Source organism: Paenisporosarcina sp. P4_B8, from assembly GCF_056402175.1.
Genome location: NZ_JBFUHX010000001.1, coordinates 166,350 through 181,033, shown reverse-complemented (window position 1 = coordinate 181,033; position 14,684 = coordinate 166,350). Strand labels below are relative to the sequence as shown.

Genomic DNA, 14,684 nt, shown 5'->3' with positions numbered 1-14,684 from the left:
CAGAAAGGCAATTGCCTTTCAACCGAACAGCGCCGGTGTTGGGCTAGAGCGGCGCTTTGCGCTTTTCCATATGGAGAAGAAAGAATGTCTTGTCAGCTGTGATGTGCATGTAATTCCCTAAAATTGGACAGACCTGTCCCGTTGTTAGAAATTTCATGAGTAATCGCACATGATGTGGATAAAAATTCCAGTATATAACCACGTGCATTCACAGCGTTCTTCATTCTTTCTTCACCTCCGTTCATTCAAGTTGAGAATATTCTATCATATTTATTTATTGATTTCAAATGGCCATTTTGGCAGCATGTTCGATAATTTTTTATCTTCACGATACCCAAGTACATATTCCGCTTGCATAATTGTATGGATCTCGCGCGTTCCTTCGTAAATAACCGGTGCTTTTGAGTTGCGCAAGTATCTTGCGACTGGATATTCATCCGAATAGCCATACGCACCGTGAATTTGCACAGCGTCATCTGCTGCTTGGTTCGCAAAATCACATGCTTGCCATTTCGCTAATGAAGTCTCACGCGTATTACGCACGCCTTTATTTTTCAGTTCACCAACACGGTAGACAAGGAGTCGGCTCATTTGAAGGCCAGCTTCCATTTTCGCAACCATTTGCTGTACCAATTGGTGTTTACCAATTGGCTTGCCGAACGTTTCGCGCTCGTTACAATATTTCACACTTGCTTCAATACACGCCATGATTAAACCTGCAGCGCCTGCAGCAACTGTAAATCTTCCGTTATCCAAAGCCGACATGGCAATTTTAAACCCTTCGCCTTCTTCCCCTAAACGGTTTGTAGCCGGCACTCGAATATCATCAAAGAAAATTTCTCCCGTATTTCCTGCTCGAATGCCGTACTTCCCTTTAATCGCTTTCGAACTGAAGCCTTCCATCGTGCGTTCCACAATAAACGCACTGATACCGTGGTGTTTCTTCGATTTATCAGTATATGCAAAAACGATGAAATGGTCCGCTTTATCACAAAGGGAAATCCAAGTTTTTTGACCTTTTAAAACGTAATCTTCCCCGTCGCGAGTTGCTGTTGTTGCCATTGCGGCTACGTCCGAACCAGCGCCCGGTTCCGTAAGACCGAAAGCGCCGATTTTTTCACCTTTCGCTTGCGGTACCAAATACTTTTGCTTTTGTTCCTCTGTGCCCCACTGCATTAACGTCATGGAGTTCAATCCAATATGCACGGAGACAGCTGTACGAAACGCCGTATCTCCCCGTTCCAATTCTTCGCAAATGATTGCAAGTGAATTGTAGTCCATGCCACTTCCACCGTATGCTTCAGGGACACAAACGCCCATGAAACCTAGTTCCGCTAATCTTTTCCATACGTTTTGATCAAATCCACCCGTTGCATCCCACTCAGCGATATGGGGAATAATTTCTGCATCCACATATTGGCGGATCGTTTTACGAAGTAATTGTTGTTCTTCCGAAAATTCGAAGTTCATGATGAGTGCCTCCTGTTATCCGTTACCAACCGTAGTTGATTGTTGTATTGATTCTTGAATTTGTACGCCTCGTTTTTTCATTTCATTAATGTAGGTATCGCCAGGCACAATTTGTTCAGGTGCGTATACGCCTCGTTTTGTGATTTCCCCATTGCCGATCATCTGTGCAACAATTGAAATCGTGTTTGCCGTTGCACGCGCCATTGCTGTTACTTGATCCGTCATATCTTTCTTCGTCACGAGTTCGTATGCATATTTAACTAGTTCCCCATCTTTGTCACCGGACACAATTACACGCAACAGTACGGCATCTTGTTTATCACCAAGTAATAAACCAGGCGTCAAAGCGGCTTTCAGCACTTCACGCGTACTGATTGTTTTTCCATCCACTTCAACTTTTGTCGCTTTATTTGTTAAGCCTAGATCCACCAATACTTTGAATTTTTCTGCGTGGCCTGGGTAACGTATTGTTTTATATTCGAGTGTTTCCACGTTCGGAAACGTTTTTGTCAATGTAGAAGTTCCACCTGATGTATGGAAAGCTTCCAGTTCACCGAATTCATCAAAATAAATCGGCTCTATTTCGGAAAGGGATGGCACTTCGAGCAATTCACCATTTCGGACAACGAGGGATGTGTCCGTATAATGGTCCATCACCCCGTCCAATGAAAAGACGATGTTGTATTTCAATGGACCTTCCGGTTCAACTGGAATCCCACCTACATAGAGTTTGATCGATTTGACTTCATCTAACTTGCTTGCACCATATCCAGATAAAATATTGATCATTCCTGGAGCTACCCCTAAGTCTGGAATGAGAGTAATGCCTTTCGCTTGTGCTTCAGCAGCCAAACTTAACACCGCATCCGTCGCTCCTCCAATGTGACCTCCTAGATCCACTGAATGAACGCCCACTTCAACCGCTGTACGCGCAACTTTTTCGTTGAATGAATAAAATAATGCGTTAATGACAACGTCGCCTTTGCTCATGACTTCTTTCAATTGCGCATCATCATTGGCATCTAACCGAACTGCTTCTATTTTATCGGATTGAATTTTCTCCTTAAAAGCCTGCACTTGCTCCACATGCACGTCTGCTAAAAACACTTTTTCGACGTTTTCGCTTCTGACTAAATCACGCGCCGCTTCTTTCCCCATTAATCCTGCACCTAATACAACAACCTTCATTCTTACATCCCCTTTGTAAAACGTTTTCTTTGCATGTATATGTGATGCTGACAGTCTTTCATTCAAAACTACTTAATTATCAATTTGAGCTCGTTGTAACTTACCGCTGAAGTCGACATAAATGCTCTTCCATTCTGTATAAACGTCAAGTGCTGCCACGCCGGAGTCACGGTGTCCGTTACCCGTCCCTTTTGTCCCGCCGAATGGCAAATGAATTTCAGCACCAGTAGTTCCGGCATTTACATACACAATCCCTGTATCCAGATCACGCTGTGCCTTGAAAACAGTGTTGACGTCACGCGAGAAAATACTACTGGATAAACCGAATGACACGCTGTTGTTCACTTCAATTGCTTCGTCTAAACTCGAAACCTCAATCAGTGAAACGACCGGGCCAAAAATTTCTTCCTGTGCAATGCGACTATCTCTCGCAACGTTTGTGAATAGAGTCGGTGCATAGTAGTTTCCGTTTGCCAAATCACCATCAGATAGAATCTCTCCACCCGCTAGCAATGTAGCACCGTCTTCTTTTCCGATTTGGACGTAATTATGGATTTTTTCCAGTGCTTTTTTGTTAATGACTGGACCTATTTTTACGGATTCGTCCATACCGTCACCGATAGCCAAACCTTTCATCGCTTCCTGAAGACGCGTTTCAAGTTCTTCTTTCACATCTCTATGCACAATGACGCGACTGCATGCTGTACAACGCTGACCTGCTGTTCCGAAAGCACTCCATAAAATCCCTTCAACCGCCAATCCAAGATCTGCGTCGTCCATGACGATGACGGCATTTTTACCACCCATTTCAAGTGATACTTTTTTCAAATGACGACCGCCACGTTCAGCAACTGAACGACCTGTCTCAGTCGACCCAGTAAATGAAATGACTTTCACGTCCGGATGTTCGATCATCGCAGTTCCAACATCTGCCCCTGATCCGAATACAATGTTCGCAACGCCTGCAGGTAGTCCTGCTTCTTCAAATACTTTCGCCATTTCATAAGCCATCATCGGTGTTTCGGTTGCTGGCTTCCATAAAAACGTATTGCCAGCAACAATCGCAGGGAATGATTTCCACGTGGCAATCGCAACTGGGAAGTTCCAAGGCGTAATGAGTCCAACCACACCGATTGGAGCACGTACGCTCATCGCAAACTTATCAGCTAGTTCCGATGGCGTCGTTTCGCCGAACAAACGGCGGCCTTCACCTGCCATGTAGAATGCCATATCGATTCCTTCCTGCACTTCTCCGCGACCTTCTTCAATGACTTTTCCCATTTCTTTCGTCAACACTTGTGCAAGATGCTCTTTCTTTTCTTTCATAATACGTCCAATTTCATATAAATAATCTGCCCGCTTCGGTGCAGGGACCAGCGCCCATTTTTTCTGCGCTTCCTTTGCTGCCGAGACAGCTGAATCCACATCTTCTTTAGTTGATAATCGCACTTGCGCTAACTCTTCTCCATTAGCAGGGTTAGTCACAGGAACGTACTTTGCATCTCCAGCTTCCTGCCACTTTCCACCGATGTAATTGTTCAATTGCATGTACCTTACCCCTTTCGATTTGAGAACGCTTTCACTTTACTTATTCGACACATGGTCGTTTAAACCTTTCAATTTTTTGAAAAAACGGATTATTTATAAATAGTGACGTATGATGAAACTTTTTGTTGCGAGAAGCGTATGAATGAGTAGATTTAAATTACTGGAGGAATGTGACGCATGAACAACCATGAAATTGATTACAAATTACACGGTGACGATATGCAGTTTGTGGAAGTAGAACTCGATCCAAAAGAAACGGTTGTTGCAGAAGCAGGCAGCTTAATGATGATGGAAGACGGCATCTCTATGGAAACTATTTTCGGAGATGGCTCTTCTTCAGGAGGAGGAGGAATCATGGGCAAACTGATGGGTGCCGGTAAGCGTATGCTTACAGGAGAAAGTTTATTCATGACGACATTCACTAATAACGGATCTGGCAAAAAACATGTGTATTTCGCTTCCCCATATCCAGGAAAAATCATTCCAATGGATTTGAGTGAAATGGGCGGCAAAATCATTTGTCAAAAAGATGCGTTCCTGGCAGCGGCTAAAGGCGTATCGGTCGGCGTTGAATTCCAACGTAAACTTGGGACTGGTTTCTTTGGTGGTGAAGGCTTTATCATGCAAAAACTTGAAGGTGACGGACTCGCATTCGTTCATGCTGGAGGTACTATTCATAAGAAACACTTACAACCTGGCGAAGTGTTACGTGTCGATACAGGATGTTTAGTGGCAATGACCAAGGAAGTTGATTACAACATTGAAATGGTGCCGGGCGTAAAAACGGCGTTGTTCGGCGGAGAAGGATTGTTCTTCGCTACATTGCGTGGACCAGGAACCGTATGGATACAATCGTTGCCATTCAGTCGATTGGCAAGCCGAGTCTTTGCAGCAGCCCCACAAATTCCTGGCGGCAGCTCAAAAGGTGAAGGTAGCTTGGCAGGCGGGCTATTTGATATATTAGGCGGGAAATAAATAAAGTTAATGACAGTGTGCCTTTAATGGTGCATTGTTTTTTTGTGGTTGCGTCATTTATTCCCTTGCATTTTGAATTATTCCTTTTCGTGCTCACTTTATTCCGCTTCAGACGTGGGTTATTCCCTTTCACCAGTATTTCCCCATATATCTACATTCTGATTTGCTCTTTATGCTTCGCTGTAAAATAAAAAACCTGATACGTATTCGCACCAGGCACTTAATCAATCTATGAAACTTTCATTTTCCTTTTCATCCGCCATAAGAAATAAAGCACCGGCAGGATTAACGACGCAGAAGAAGTAATCCCTCCTGCAATGGACGTGTACAATGCCAGCATGCCGACGAGTGGTCCACCGGCAATCTGTCCGAATGCATCAAGCTGTCCAAACATGGAAAGTGTTGTGGCACGCCCTTTTGATTCTATGCGTTTATTTGTAACGATGCTCATCAATGGATAGTTTACGTTTCTCAGTGCACTTGTCACCCAATACATGGCTACAGCCACCCAGAAATGACCGGTCCAAGCGAACGCAATCATCGTTGCAATCAACACGGTGTTAGTAATCAATAATACATGTGCATAACGTCCTTTGACGTGTCTCTCGACGAAACGAAGGACCACGATATTCAGTAAAAACGCGACCGCATAAAATGTACCGAACCAATAAACGGTCTCACTTTCCGACAACTGGTAGTCTACAATGAAATGTGCGCCATACAAACGATCGAAGCCTTCGCTGGCGAGCCCCCAAAACAAGGTTACCATCGCAATACTGACCAACACGGTGTTCCCGCGAATTTGAGAAACACCAGCTTTGATGGCGTTCACCATATGCGTGACACCCGAGACACCTTTTTCACGAGTAACTCTAACAAACTTTGTTTCAGGCAGCTTGATGAAAGCCCATACCGCCATGACAATGAGCATGATTCCCGCAACAATAATTGCAATTTGTACGGACCAAATCGCTGCGATTGTCACACTTGCCAGAATCGCCGCAAAGCGAGCCAAGGATGAAAACTGCGATCCACGTAAGAACGTCTTTTCCAAACTTTTAGCGTTCAGTTCATCAGCAATCCAAGCTTGTTCCGCCCCGCTGATGAATGTCCAGCCGATTCCCCACATCGCAGAAGCTACCGCAATTGCCCAAAACTCAGGCGTACTGCCTTCCAAAACATGTGCTAACCCGATGACGAGTGTTCCGAAAGCAAGCGACCTTTTCCGTCCGAAGTGATCCGCAAATAAACCTGTGGGCATTTCAAACAGCAAAACAGACACTTCCATAATCGTACCGATCAATACGAGTTGCAAAGCATTCAATTCCGCTTGAGTTACATAGTAAATGGCATTTAATGTGAACACCATCTGAATGAAAAACGACCGTGAACTTGTTAAAGTGTAATAAAAATTTTGTATACTCAATTCTAATTTCCTCCGATTTTTTGATTTGGGTTAAAATCAAATCGGAGTTCACATTTTATCCCAACATGCCCTCCAATTTGTATGCTGAAGCCAATGTTGTTCGTTTCATATGCTATCTCTCCCTTTCTAAAACTTTATTCATTATAATTTCTATTCAGAATATTGTCATGGTTTTTTTAATACAAAAGAGCGGATTTGGTGTGGGTAAATTAATCAGAGTTTTATTCGGCATGAACTTGAATTTAATCGGAGTTGCCGGTTTTATTCGGCATGAATGAACTTAGGGGTTCCTTGTTAGGATTCTTCATTGGCGTTCTTCCTGGAGCTGGTGCAACACTTCACCGAGCTTTATTCCCATTCACCGATTTTTCCCCAATAAAAAAGGCTGCCATTAACATTGGCAGCCCCTACTATCTTTCACAGTTTGTTATTCAGCTTGTCCTTTTTCGAAATTCAGATCCCATGTGTACCCAAACTGGTCGCGCACTTTAGCATATTTGGCTCCCCAGAACGTGTCCTGAAGTTCCATGATTGCCTGACCGCCCACTAATAATGCATTGTACAGACGATTCACTTCTTCTTCGCTTTCACATTCAATCATCAATGAAACATTTGTCGTACCTGATTCGCCAGGGATTGGGGAGTCAGCAAGCATAATGCTGAAGTTTCCATTTGTTAAGTGACAATGCATAATGTAATCTGCCGCTTCAGGTGGTGATGGAAAATCGCTTTCCCCATATTTTAGTATACCTTGGTTCTCTAAACTGAATGTTTCTTCATAAAATGCAGCTGCGTCTTTGGCATTTCCGTAAAACGTTAAATATGGAAGTACTGGTTTCATTCTCTACATCTCCTTAATGAAAATTAAGTATCTCTTATAGGGTTCGCCAGACTTCTTTATTATCCTTTTACATCTTAAAATGTTTATTTGTTACTCTTTTGATTATTTAAAGGTCACTTGTACAAATTTATCGCTCAAACTCATCACACTACAGATTCAACTCGCCTTATGAAACAGCGTTCTTCCCAAATTCCCTATAAATCATCAAACCCATTGTCTTGCACATTGACTTTTACATATTGTCGCGACTTTTGTTCAAAGAAGTCCGTTTTGCCCAAATCCACTTCTTCATAAGCCTTGATCCACTTCAATGGATTTTTGCGATACGCCGGGAACGGTCGTTCATAACCAAGTTGAGCACAGCGGACATTTGCATAGAAATAAATGTATTCTTCCACATCCTCTACGTCCAGACCGTCAATTCGATCCCCTATCACTTCCCGTGCCCATTCGATTTCAAGTGCTGCCGCTTCTTTGAAAATATTTTCAACTTTACGAGCTCTTTCTGGCGTATCGTACTCAGGATATTCTCGCAACAACTCCTGATAAATTTTCACGAACAAATCGACGTGAATTTGTTCATCTCGATTGATGTAGTTGATCATTGTGCTCGTGCCGACCATTTTTTGATGACGAGCGAGATGATAGAAGAAAGCGAATCCAGAATAGAAAAATAACCCTTCCAAAATGACATCATAGACAATCGCAGTCAATAATGAATCAACATTTGGCTCATCTGAAAAAGCTTCATACCCTTTCATGACGAATTCGTTTCGCTTTTCCAGGACCGGTTCCGTGCGCCAGTAATCAAACACCCGATCTTGCTCTTGTTTCGACACCAAGCTCGACAGCACATACGAATAAGAATGATTATGAATCACTTCCTGTTGTGCCAAAATTATCATAAGCGCATTCAAACTGGAATCCGTTAAATAATCAGCAACTTTCCCTGCGAAATCAGTTTGAATACTATCGAGCAATGCCAATAACCCGATGATTTTCAAGAATGCTTCCCGCTCCGCATCATTCAACGCGCCGAACTGCTTCACGTCCGAACCCATATTAATTTCAAAAGGGGTCCAGAAGTTTCCGAGCATCCTTTTATATTTCGGATACGCCCAACTGAACCGGACATCATCCCAGTTCAGTACATTCGATGAAGCCCCATTGACGATGCCGGTAGAACGGTTTGGTGCCTCTTTATCCATGAGCTTTCGTTTTTCAATCGTTGTCATTCAACTTTCCTCCTTAGCTTGAGCAAGACTCACATTCCAACATTTCCACCGATGTGGAGCGCACATAATAGGTCGTTTTCAAACCACTTGCCCACGCATCCAGATGCAAGTCCAGCAATTCTTTCGCCTTAATTGTGTTTTGTACATATAAATTCAACGATACCCCTTGATCGATATGGCGTTGTCGTGCAGCGTTCTGTTTTAATGTCCAATGCTGATTGATGAAGTACGCGGACTTATAAAACCACGTTGTTTCTTGATTCAAGTCAGGTACTGTTACCGGAATTTTGTAGTCTTTCTTCTCTTCCGAATAGCTTTTTTGGAATATAGGATCGATGCTTGCTGTACTTCCTGCCAATATCGACGTGGAAGAATTCGGTGCGACGGCCATGAGATACCCGTTTCTCACACCATTCATAGCAACATCCAGACGAAGTTCACGCCATTTCAATGAATCGTAACCACGCGATTCAAAGTACTCTCCCGTATGGAATGCTGATCCAACAAATAATGGATAAGGTCCTTTTTCACGAGAGATATTCATGGATGCTTGCACTGTCAAATAAGCAATCTCCTCATACAATTCATCCGCAAATTCTACCGCTTCGTCAGATTCCCATCGAATTCCTTTCAGCGCTAATAGGTGATGCCAGCCAAATGTTCCAAGACCGATTCCACGGTATCTTGCGTTTGTTCGTTCTGCCTGTGGCACTGGAATCATGTTCAAATCGATGACATTGTCGAGCATGCGTACTTGTACTTCGATCAATCTTTCCAACACACCAGCCGGAACTGCTTTTCCTAAATTGATGGAGGACAAGTTACACACTACAAAATCACCAGGCTTACGGCGTGTGACTATGACATCATCTTCCAACGTGATCGATTCAAATTCTGTCGCACTCATATTTTGAAAAATTTCCGTGCACAAGTTACTGCTGTAAATCATGCCTTCATGTTTATTTGAATTTCTTCGATTTACTTCGTCTCGATAAAACATAAATGGCACACCTGTTTCCAGTTGGCTGCGCATGATGCGTTTCATTATATCAATGGCCGGCACTACTTCTCTCGATAACTGTTCGTTCGCTACACACTCTTCATATTTATCTCGGAAAGCACCTTCCCCCCGGGTTTCATCGTAGAAATCTTCTAGAGAATAACCCATGACAGTACGTACTTCATGCGGGTCAAACAGTGCCCATTCTTCGCGTGCTTCGACTTTCTCCATGAAAATATCCGGTAGGCATACACCTGTGAAAATATCATGTGCGCGCAATCGTTCATCCCCGTTGTTTAGCTTCAAATCAAGGAAAGGCAAGATGTCCTTATGCCACACATCCAAATATACGGCAATCGCTCCTTGTCGTTGACCGAGTTGATCCACGCTGACCGCTGTATTATTCAATTGCTTGATCCACGGTAGCACACCGCTCGATGCTCCCTTGAATCCTCGGATTGAGGAACCTCTGCTTCTCACTTTCCCCATGTAAATGCCTATACCACCGCCATATTTCGATAGCGTGGCAACATCTGTATTCGAGTCATAAATCCCTTGCAGACTGTCGTCAACTGTATCGATGAAGCAACTCGATAATTGCCCATGTGGCTTCCCTGCATTGGAAAGGGTAGGTGTTGCAACGGTCATATACAAGTTACTCATTGCCCAGTATGCTTCCTTCACTTTCTTCAAGCGATTCACGGTTTCGTTTTGCATTAACGTCATAGCAATGATGAGCCATCGTTCTTGCGGTAGCTCTGCGGGTGAAAGGTCGTAATCTCTTGCCACGTAACGGTCCATCAATGTCTTTAATCCAATATATGTGAATAATCCATCGCGTTCCGGTTCAAGCACTTCACCTAATGCTTTGATTTCTTCTTTACTATAGGTCTTCAGGAGACGGGCATTATATAAACCCTTGTCCGATAAGTGCTGGAGGTGTTTCTCAAAATCCTTATACACGTTTTGACTTGAACATTCTCGTCTTACAGCGATTTCGCTGTAAACTTGTGCCAAGTAAACACGTGCAGCGACGAAAGTCCAGTAAGGTTGCTCTTCATCCAGATGACTAAGTGACTCCATTACCATGGCTTTTGACCACTGTTCATCGGTTGCTTGTGGATTTTTCTTCAGCCATTTTTCATGGGCACGCAACAAGGGAGCCAACTCATTCTCTTTAAACTGCTCCAGCAGTTGATCTATCAGTATTTCTTTGTCTGTTAATACCTTTTGTACCATATGTATACTCCACTCCAATTCAACAATTTCAGAAACACAAAAAAGCGATGGAACAGCCTCTTCGGCTGAGCCATCGCTCAAGATTGAAAGAATGGAAAGGAGTTGAATTGGTTTGCGAGAAAATGGAATTTCGCTCGCTACAAATAGCTCGCTTCCACTCCTCAACCCCCGAAGAAAGTGTTGCTTCATCGAAAAAAAAGGCAGGTCTCCTGGCTCGTGCATTATCCTTCCGTACCCTTCCCATGCTGATGCACAGTGGACTTTGTACAGTCGTTTACACTTACAGTTGCGGGGACAGCTTCGGCATGTACCGAATTCCCTTTTAAACCATTACTGGTACCTCTTTTTCGTTTGTACACTATATATTGTGTTTTACATAATATCCAATCTAACATATAGTGTTTTTTCTTACAACAGACGAATTATCGCTGAATTCGTTCAACCCTTATCTACACTAGCCAATTCGCTTAAAAAATATTTTTTGTCTGGTTCTTTCGCGATATTTTCGGCCGCTACTTGCCCGCGTGCCAACCAAATATTCATTGACTCATAATTGTCCCTACACTTTTCTGCACGGGCTATGGATTCATAAGCAAAGGCTAAATCAAAATCGCCATATCCTTCCGCTTCACATAGTTCTGCACCCGCCACGCCGTAAAAATATGCTGTATCGCCTTGTCCGAGAATGGCATGGACACGGGACACTTGCCAATAGCCTCTAGCTAAATTAAGCTTCGTGCCGATTTGGCGCCAATGATAGAGCGAAGCATATGCCTTCTCCAGCATTTGTGAATCCTCATCACCTGTTCGGTCTTTCTTCTCCATCAAATCCCATGTTTCATTAAACAATCGAACCGCGATTGTACGGTGATCGATACTTATCGTCTCAGTCATGTTGTCTATCCCCTTTTCTCAATTGTTTGTATTCACTTATTACCCATGTGGCAAAGTAGACGTTATTTCGTATCCTATGTAAATGAGTTTGCTAGTCTAACCAATTATATTCGACAGAAACAGTCTGGCTTCCTTTCATGCCTTAACTCTATTCGCCGTTTCCACCATTCTAAACGCGTAACACAGAAAAACTAGCGGATTCTCCTCTTTTCCACAAACAAAAAAACGGCCTCATATTGAGACCGTTTTCGAATCCATTATAGAACAATAATCACGAACAACACTGCCGCCAATACCAATCGATAAATTGCGAATGGCGTCAATTTCACGTGTTCGATCAACTTCAGGAAGAACTTGATCGAAATCAGCGCAAATACGAAAGCACTGATAAATCCTACGACATAAAACGAAGTATCGTTTGGATTTATATCCTCCCAGTTTTTCAAAAGGGACAAGAAGCTAGCACCGAACATGATCGGAACAGCCATGATAAATGTAAAATCAGCTGCCGTCCGGTGACTCATCCCGAACAATACACCACCTGAAATGGTCGCACCCGAACGGGAAAAACCTGGCCATAACGATAAACATTGCACAAGCCCAACAGTGAATGCCTGCTTGTATGTAATTTGATCCAACGTCTGTGTTTTCGGTACTTTCGGTCCGAATTTATCAGCCACAATCATTAAAATCGCACCAATAACCAAGCCAATTAATACCGTCTCAGTGCGGAATAAATTGTCGTCGATAAAGTCCTCAAACAATACGCCTAGCACACCCGCTGGAATCAAGCCTACAATTACATGCGTCAATTTTAACTTTGAGCCTGTAGTTGTATCTTTCATTTTATAAAGACCAACCAAACTGAATAAACGTTTCCAGAACACCACAATTACCGCCAAAATCGATCCAAGCTGAATAAAGATTTTAAACGAGTTAGCCGAAGGTTTCCCAAGAAACTCAGATGTTTTTAACCACATATCGTCCACAATAATTAAATGTCCGGTAGAAGAAACGGGAGCAAACTCCGTCATCCCCTCCACAAATCCTAATATTAACGCTTTAAGCAAATCAAATAGTTCCATAATATCTCCTTATGCTCTTCTTTTTCGGAATCGTAAATACCACCAGATTACGGCAAGTCCTGCAAGTACAAGCAAGACGTACACAATATTTGAATACACGTCCATTACGGCAACGATTGATTCCCAGTTATCGCCCACTGCTGCTCCGACCGATACTAAAATCGTATTCCAAATAAGTGTTCCTAATGTCGTAAATAACAAAAACAATCCAAATTTCATATTCGACATCCCGGCAGGAATCGAAATTAAACTACGAATCAATGGAATCAAGCGGCAAAACAATACAGTCCAAATGCCATATTTATCAAACCAACTATCTGCTTTGTAAATATCTTTTCTCGTTAAACGTAAAACACGTCCATAACGATCCACGATTTTCTCCAAGCGTTTTACATCCAACATTCGACCGATTCCATAAAGAATCACAGCCCCTGCGATAGAACCTGCAGTCGAAACCAAAATGACACCCATTTCCGTCATACTCGATTGCGTTGTCATATAACCACCAAACGTCAAAATCACTTCTGACGGAATAGGTGGGAAAATATTTTCAAGCATGATTAGTAAAAATATACCTATGTAGCCGTACTGGCTCATAATATCAGTAATCCAGTTTTCCATGTCCAGCCTCCAAGCAACAATTTCTTTCCAACTTCTATCGTAACAAGATTAATGGGCTTTTCCCAATATTTATTTCGACGATACTGTAATTTTGATTGACCAAAGCTCCGAACGCGAACCCAATCGAATCGGCGGACCCCAAAATCCAAAGCCCGATGACACAAAAGCGTGCAACAGTCCTTTAAGTTTATACCCATAATCAAGCTCAAATAAACGACGTGTGAATAAATGATTCGGCCACATCTGCCCCCGGTGCGTATGCCCTGATACATGTACATCCACTCCGAGCTCAGCAGGCGTGTTTAAATCAAAAGGCGTATGATCCATCACAAGCCATGGAAGCTCATTCAACTCTGGCTTCAAATTCTCCAAAGGCTGTCGCTTTCCATTCGTCGCATCTTCCCTGCCCGTTACATAGAACGCATTTTCCACACAAATGGTTTCGTCCAGTAACATGCGGACGCCCGCTCCCCTCATTTCTTCCACAAGAAGCGGAATTTTACGTCCGTAATACTCATGATTTCCGACAACTCCGTAAACACCATATGTCGTCTTCAACTGCCTCATGACCTCGGACATCCCGTCTTTCACAAACCAAATTGGATCATCATCGACCAAATCACCCGCAAGCAACACCACATCCGGCTGCTCTGCGTTAGACAAATTCACAAAACGCTGCAAGTGCTTTTTGTTGGAAAGAAGTCCTAAGTGAAAGTCAGATGCTAGTACCAACTTTAACTCGCGAAGCGAACCAGAATCCTTGTTGATATGTATTGTCTTATACCGAACAACCGGTGAAAATGCCATATATGTCCCTGCGACGAAAATAATCAGAAAAACAAACGCCACGATGTTTCCTGTAATAAAAATCGTTTGCTTGGACGGCCATATCAAATAAATAAGCGTTGCCATAGGAAATAAAATCAAGCCGTACTGCATCACAATGAACCAGTACGACCCGATGATACTGAAATATTTAAGTCCATGGTTAAACTTGCCGATGATGTATCCAAAAGCACAGACAAACCAGAAGAGGCCGAACAACACGGGATGAACCGGCAGGCCCCACGTTTGGAGCCACTGATACGTGTTATAGCCAAAGTAAAAAACAAGTAGGGTATAAATTGCTAGAATAAGAGTGCCCATACTGATACGTTTCATG

At 43.0% G+C, this 14,684-nt stretch carries 13 protein-coding genes and 1 riboswitch; of the genes, 1 reads left to right on the top strand and 12 read right to left on the bottom strand.

Going from position 1 to position 14,684, the window contains the following annotated elements:
* Window positions 1-92: 92 nt before the first annotated feature.
* The 4 genes from AC1DSK_RS00915 to AC1DSK_RS00900 form a co-directional block, all read right to left on the bottom strand.
* On the bottom strand, window positions 93-224 hold the full coding sequence (locus AC1DSK_RS00915; protein WP_477598003.1) for an RAxF-45 family protein: 132 nt from the start codon (window positions 222-224) through the stop codon (window positions 93-95).
* Window positions 225-270: 46 nt separating this feature from the next.
* Window positions 271-1,470, bottom strand: coding sequence for an acyl-CoA dehydrogenase family protein (locus tag AC1DSK_RS00910; RefSeq protein WP_477546195.1), 1,200 nt, complete (start codon window positions 1,468-1,470; stop codon window positions 271-273).
* Window positions 1,471-1,485: 15 nt separating this feature from the next.
* Window positions 1,486-2,658: a saccharopine dehydrogenase family protein gene (locus AC1DSK_RS00905; RefSeq protein WP_477546194.1), complete on the bottom strand. Its 1,173-nt coding sequence runs from the start codon at window positions 2,656-2,658 to the stop codon at window positions 1,486-1,488.
* Window positions 2,659-2,730: 72 nt separating this feature from the next.
* A complete protein-coding gene (locus AC1DSK_RS00900) occupies window positions 2,731-4,206 on the bottom strand; it encodes an aldehyde dehydrogenase family protein (RefSeq protein WP_477546193.1) in 1,476 nt (491 codons plus the stop codon).
* A 177-nt stretch (window positions 4,207-4,383) separates the two neighbouring features.
* Between AC1DSK_RS00900 and AC1DSK_RS00895 the strand changes: the two genes are divergently transcribed.
* On the top strand, window positions 4,384-5,181 hold the full coding sequence (locus AC1DSK_RS00895) for a TIGR00266 family protein (protein ID WP_016428387.1): 798 nt from the start codon (window positions 4,384-4,386) through the stop codon (window positions 5,179-5,181).
* A gap of 229 nt (window positions 5,182-5,410) precedes the next feature.
* Here the strand turns inward: AC1DSK_RS00895 and AC1DSK_RS00890 are convergent, their stop codons facing one another.
* The 8 genes from AC1DSK_RS00890 to AC1DSK_RS00855 all read right to left on the bottom strand — a co-directional run bounded on the left by AC1DSK_RS00890 (window position 5,411) and on the right by AC1DSK_RS00855 (window position 14,683).
* The gene (locus AC1DSK_RS00890; protein WP_477546192.1) at window positions 5,411-6,607 is read right to left on the bottom strand and encodes an MFS transporter; all 1,197 of its coding nucleotides are present in this window, start codon (window positions 6,605-6,607) and stop codon (window positions 5,411-5,413) included.
* Window positions 6,608-7,034: 427 nt separating this feature from the next.
* On the bottom strand, window positions 7,035-7,448 hold the full coding sequence (locus tag AC1DSK_RS00885) for a VOC family protein (RefSeq protein WP_477546191.1): 414 nt from the start codon (window positions 7,446-7,448) through the stop codon (window positions 7,035-7,037).
* A gap of 194 nt (window positions 7,449-7,642) precedes the next feature.
* Window positions 7,643-8,683, bottom strand: coding sequence for a ribonucleotide-diphosphate reductase subunit beta (locus tag AC1DSK_RS00880; RefSeq protein WP_477546190.1), 1,041 nt, complete (start codon window positions 8,681-8,683; stop codon window positions 7,643-7,645).
* A 13-nt stretch (window positions 8,684-8,696) separates the two neighbouring features.
* Complete coding sequence (locus tag AC1DSK_RS00875; RefSeq protein WP_477546189.1) at window positions 8,697-10,922, bottom strand: ribonucleoside-diphosphate reductase subunit alpha; 2,226 nt, start codon at window positions 10,920-10,922, stop codon at window positions 8,697-8,699.
* 182 nt (window positions 10,923-11,104) lie between these two features.
* A riboswitch (cobalamin riboswitch) is annotated at window positions 11,105-11,280 on the bottom strand.
* Window positions 11,281-11,360: 80 nt separating this feature from the next.
* Window positions 11,361-11,816: a hypothetical protein gene (locus AC1DSK_RS00870; protein ID WP_477546188.1), complete on the bottom strand. Its 456-nt coding sequence runs from the start codon at window positions 11,814-11,816 to the stop codon at window positions 11,361-11,363.
* A gap of 257 nt (window positions 11,817-12,073) precedes the next feature.
* Window positions 12,074-12,901, bottom strand: coding sequence for an undecaprenyl-diphosphate phosphatase (locus AC1DSK_RS00865; RefSeq protein WP_477546187.1), 828 nt, complete (start codon window positions 12,899-12,901; stop codon window positions 12,074-12,076).
* Between the two features lie 9 nt (window positions 12,902-12,910).
* A complete protein-coding gene (locus tag AC1DSK_RS00860; protein WP_477546186.1) occupies window positions 12,911-13,522 on the bottom strand; it encodes a DedA family protein in 612 nt (203 codons plus the stop codon).
* 69 nt (window positions 13,523-13,591) lie between these two features.
* Window positions 13,592-14,683: a metallophosphoesterase gene (locus AC1DSK_RS00855; protein ID WP_477546185.1), complete on the bottom strand. Its 1,092-nt coding sequence runs from the start codon at window positions 14,681-14,683 to the stop codon at window positions 13,592-13,594.
* Window position 14,684 lies beyond the last annotated feature (1 nt).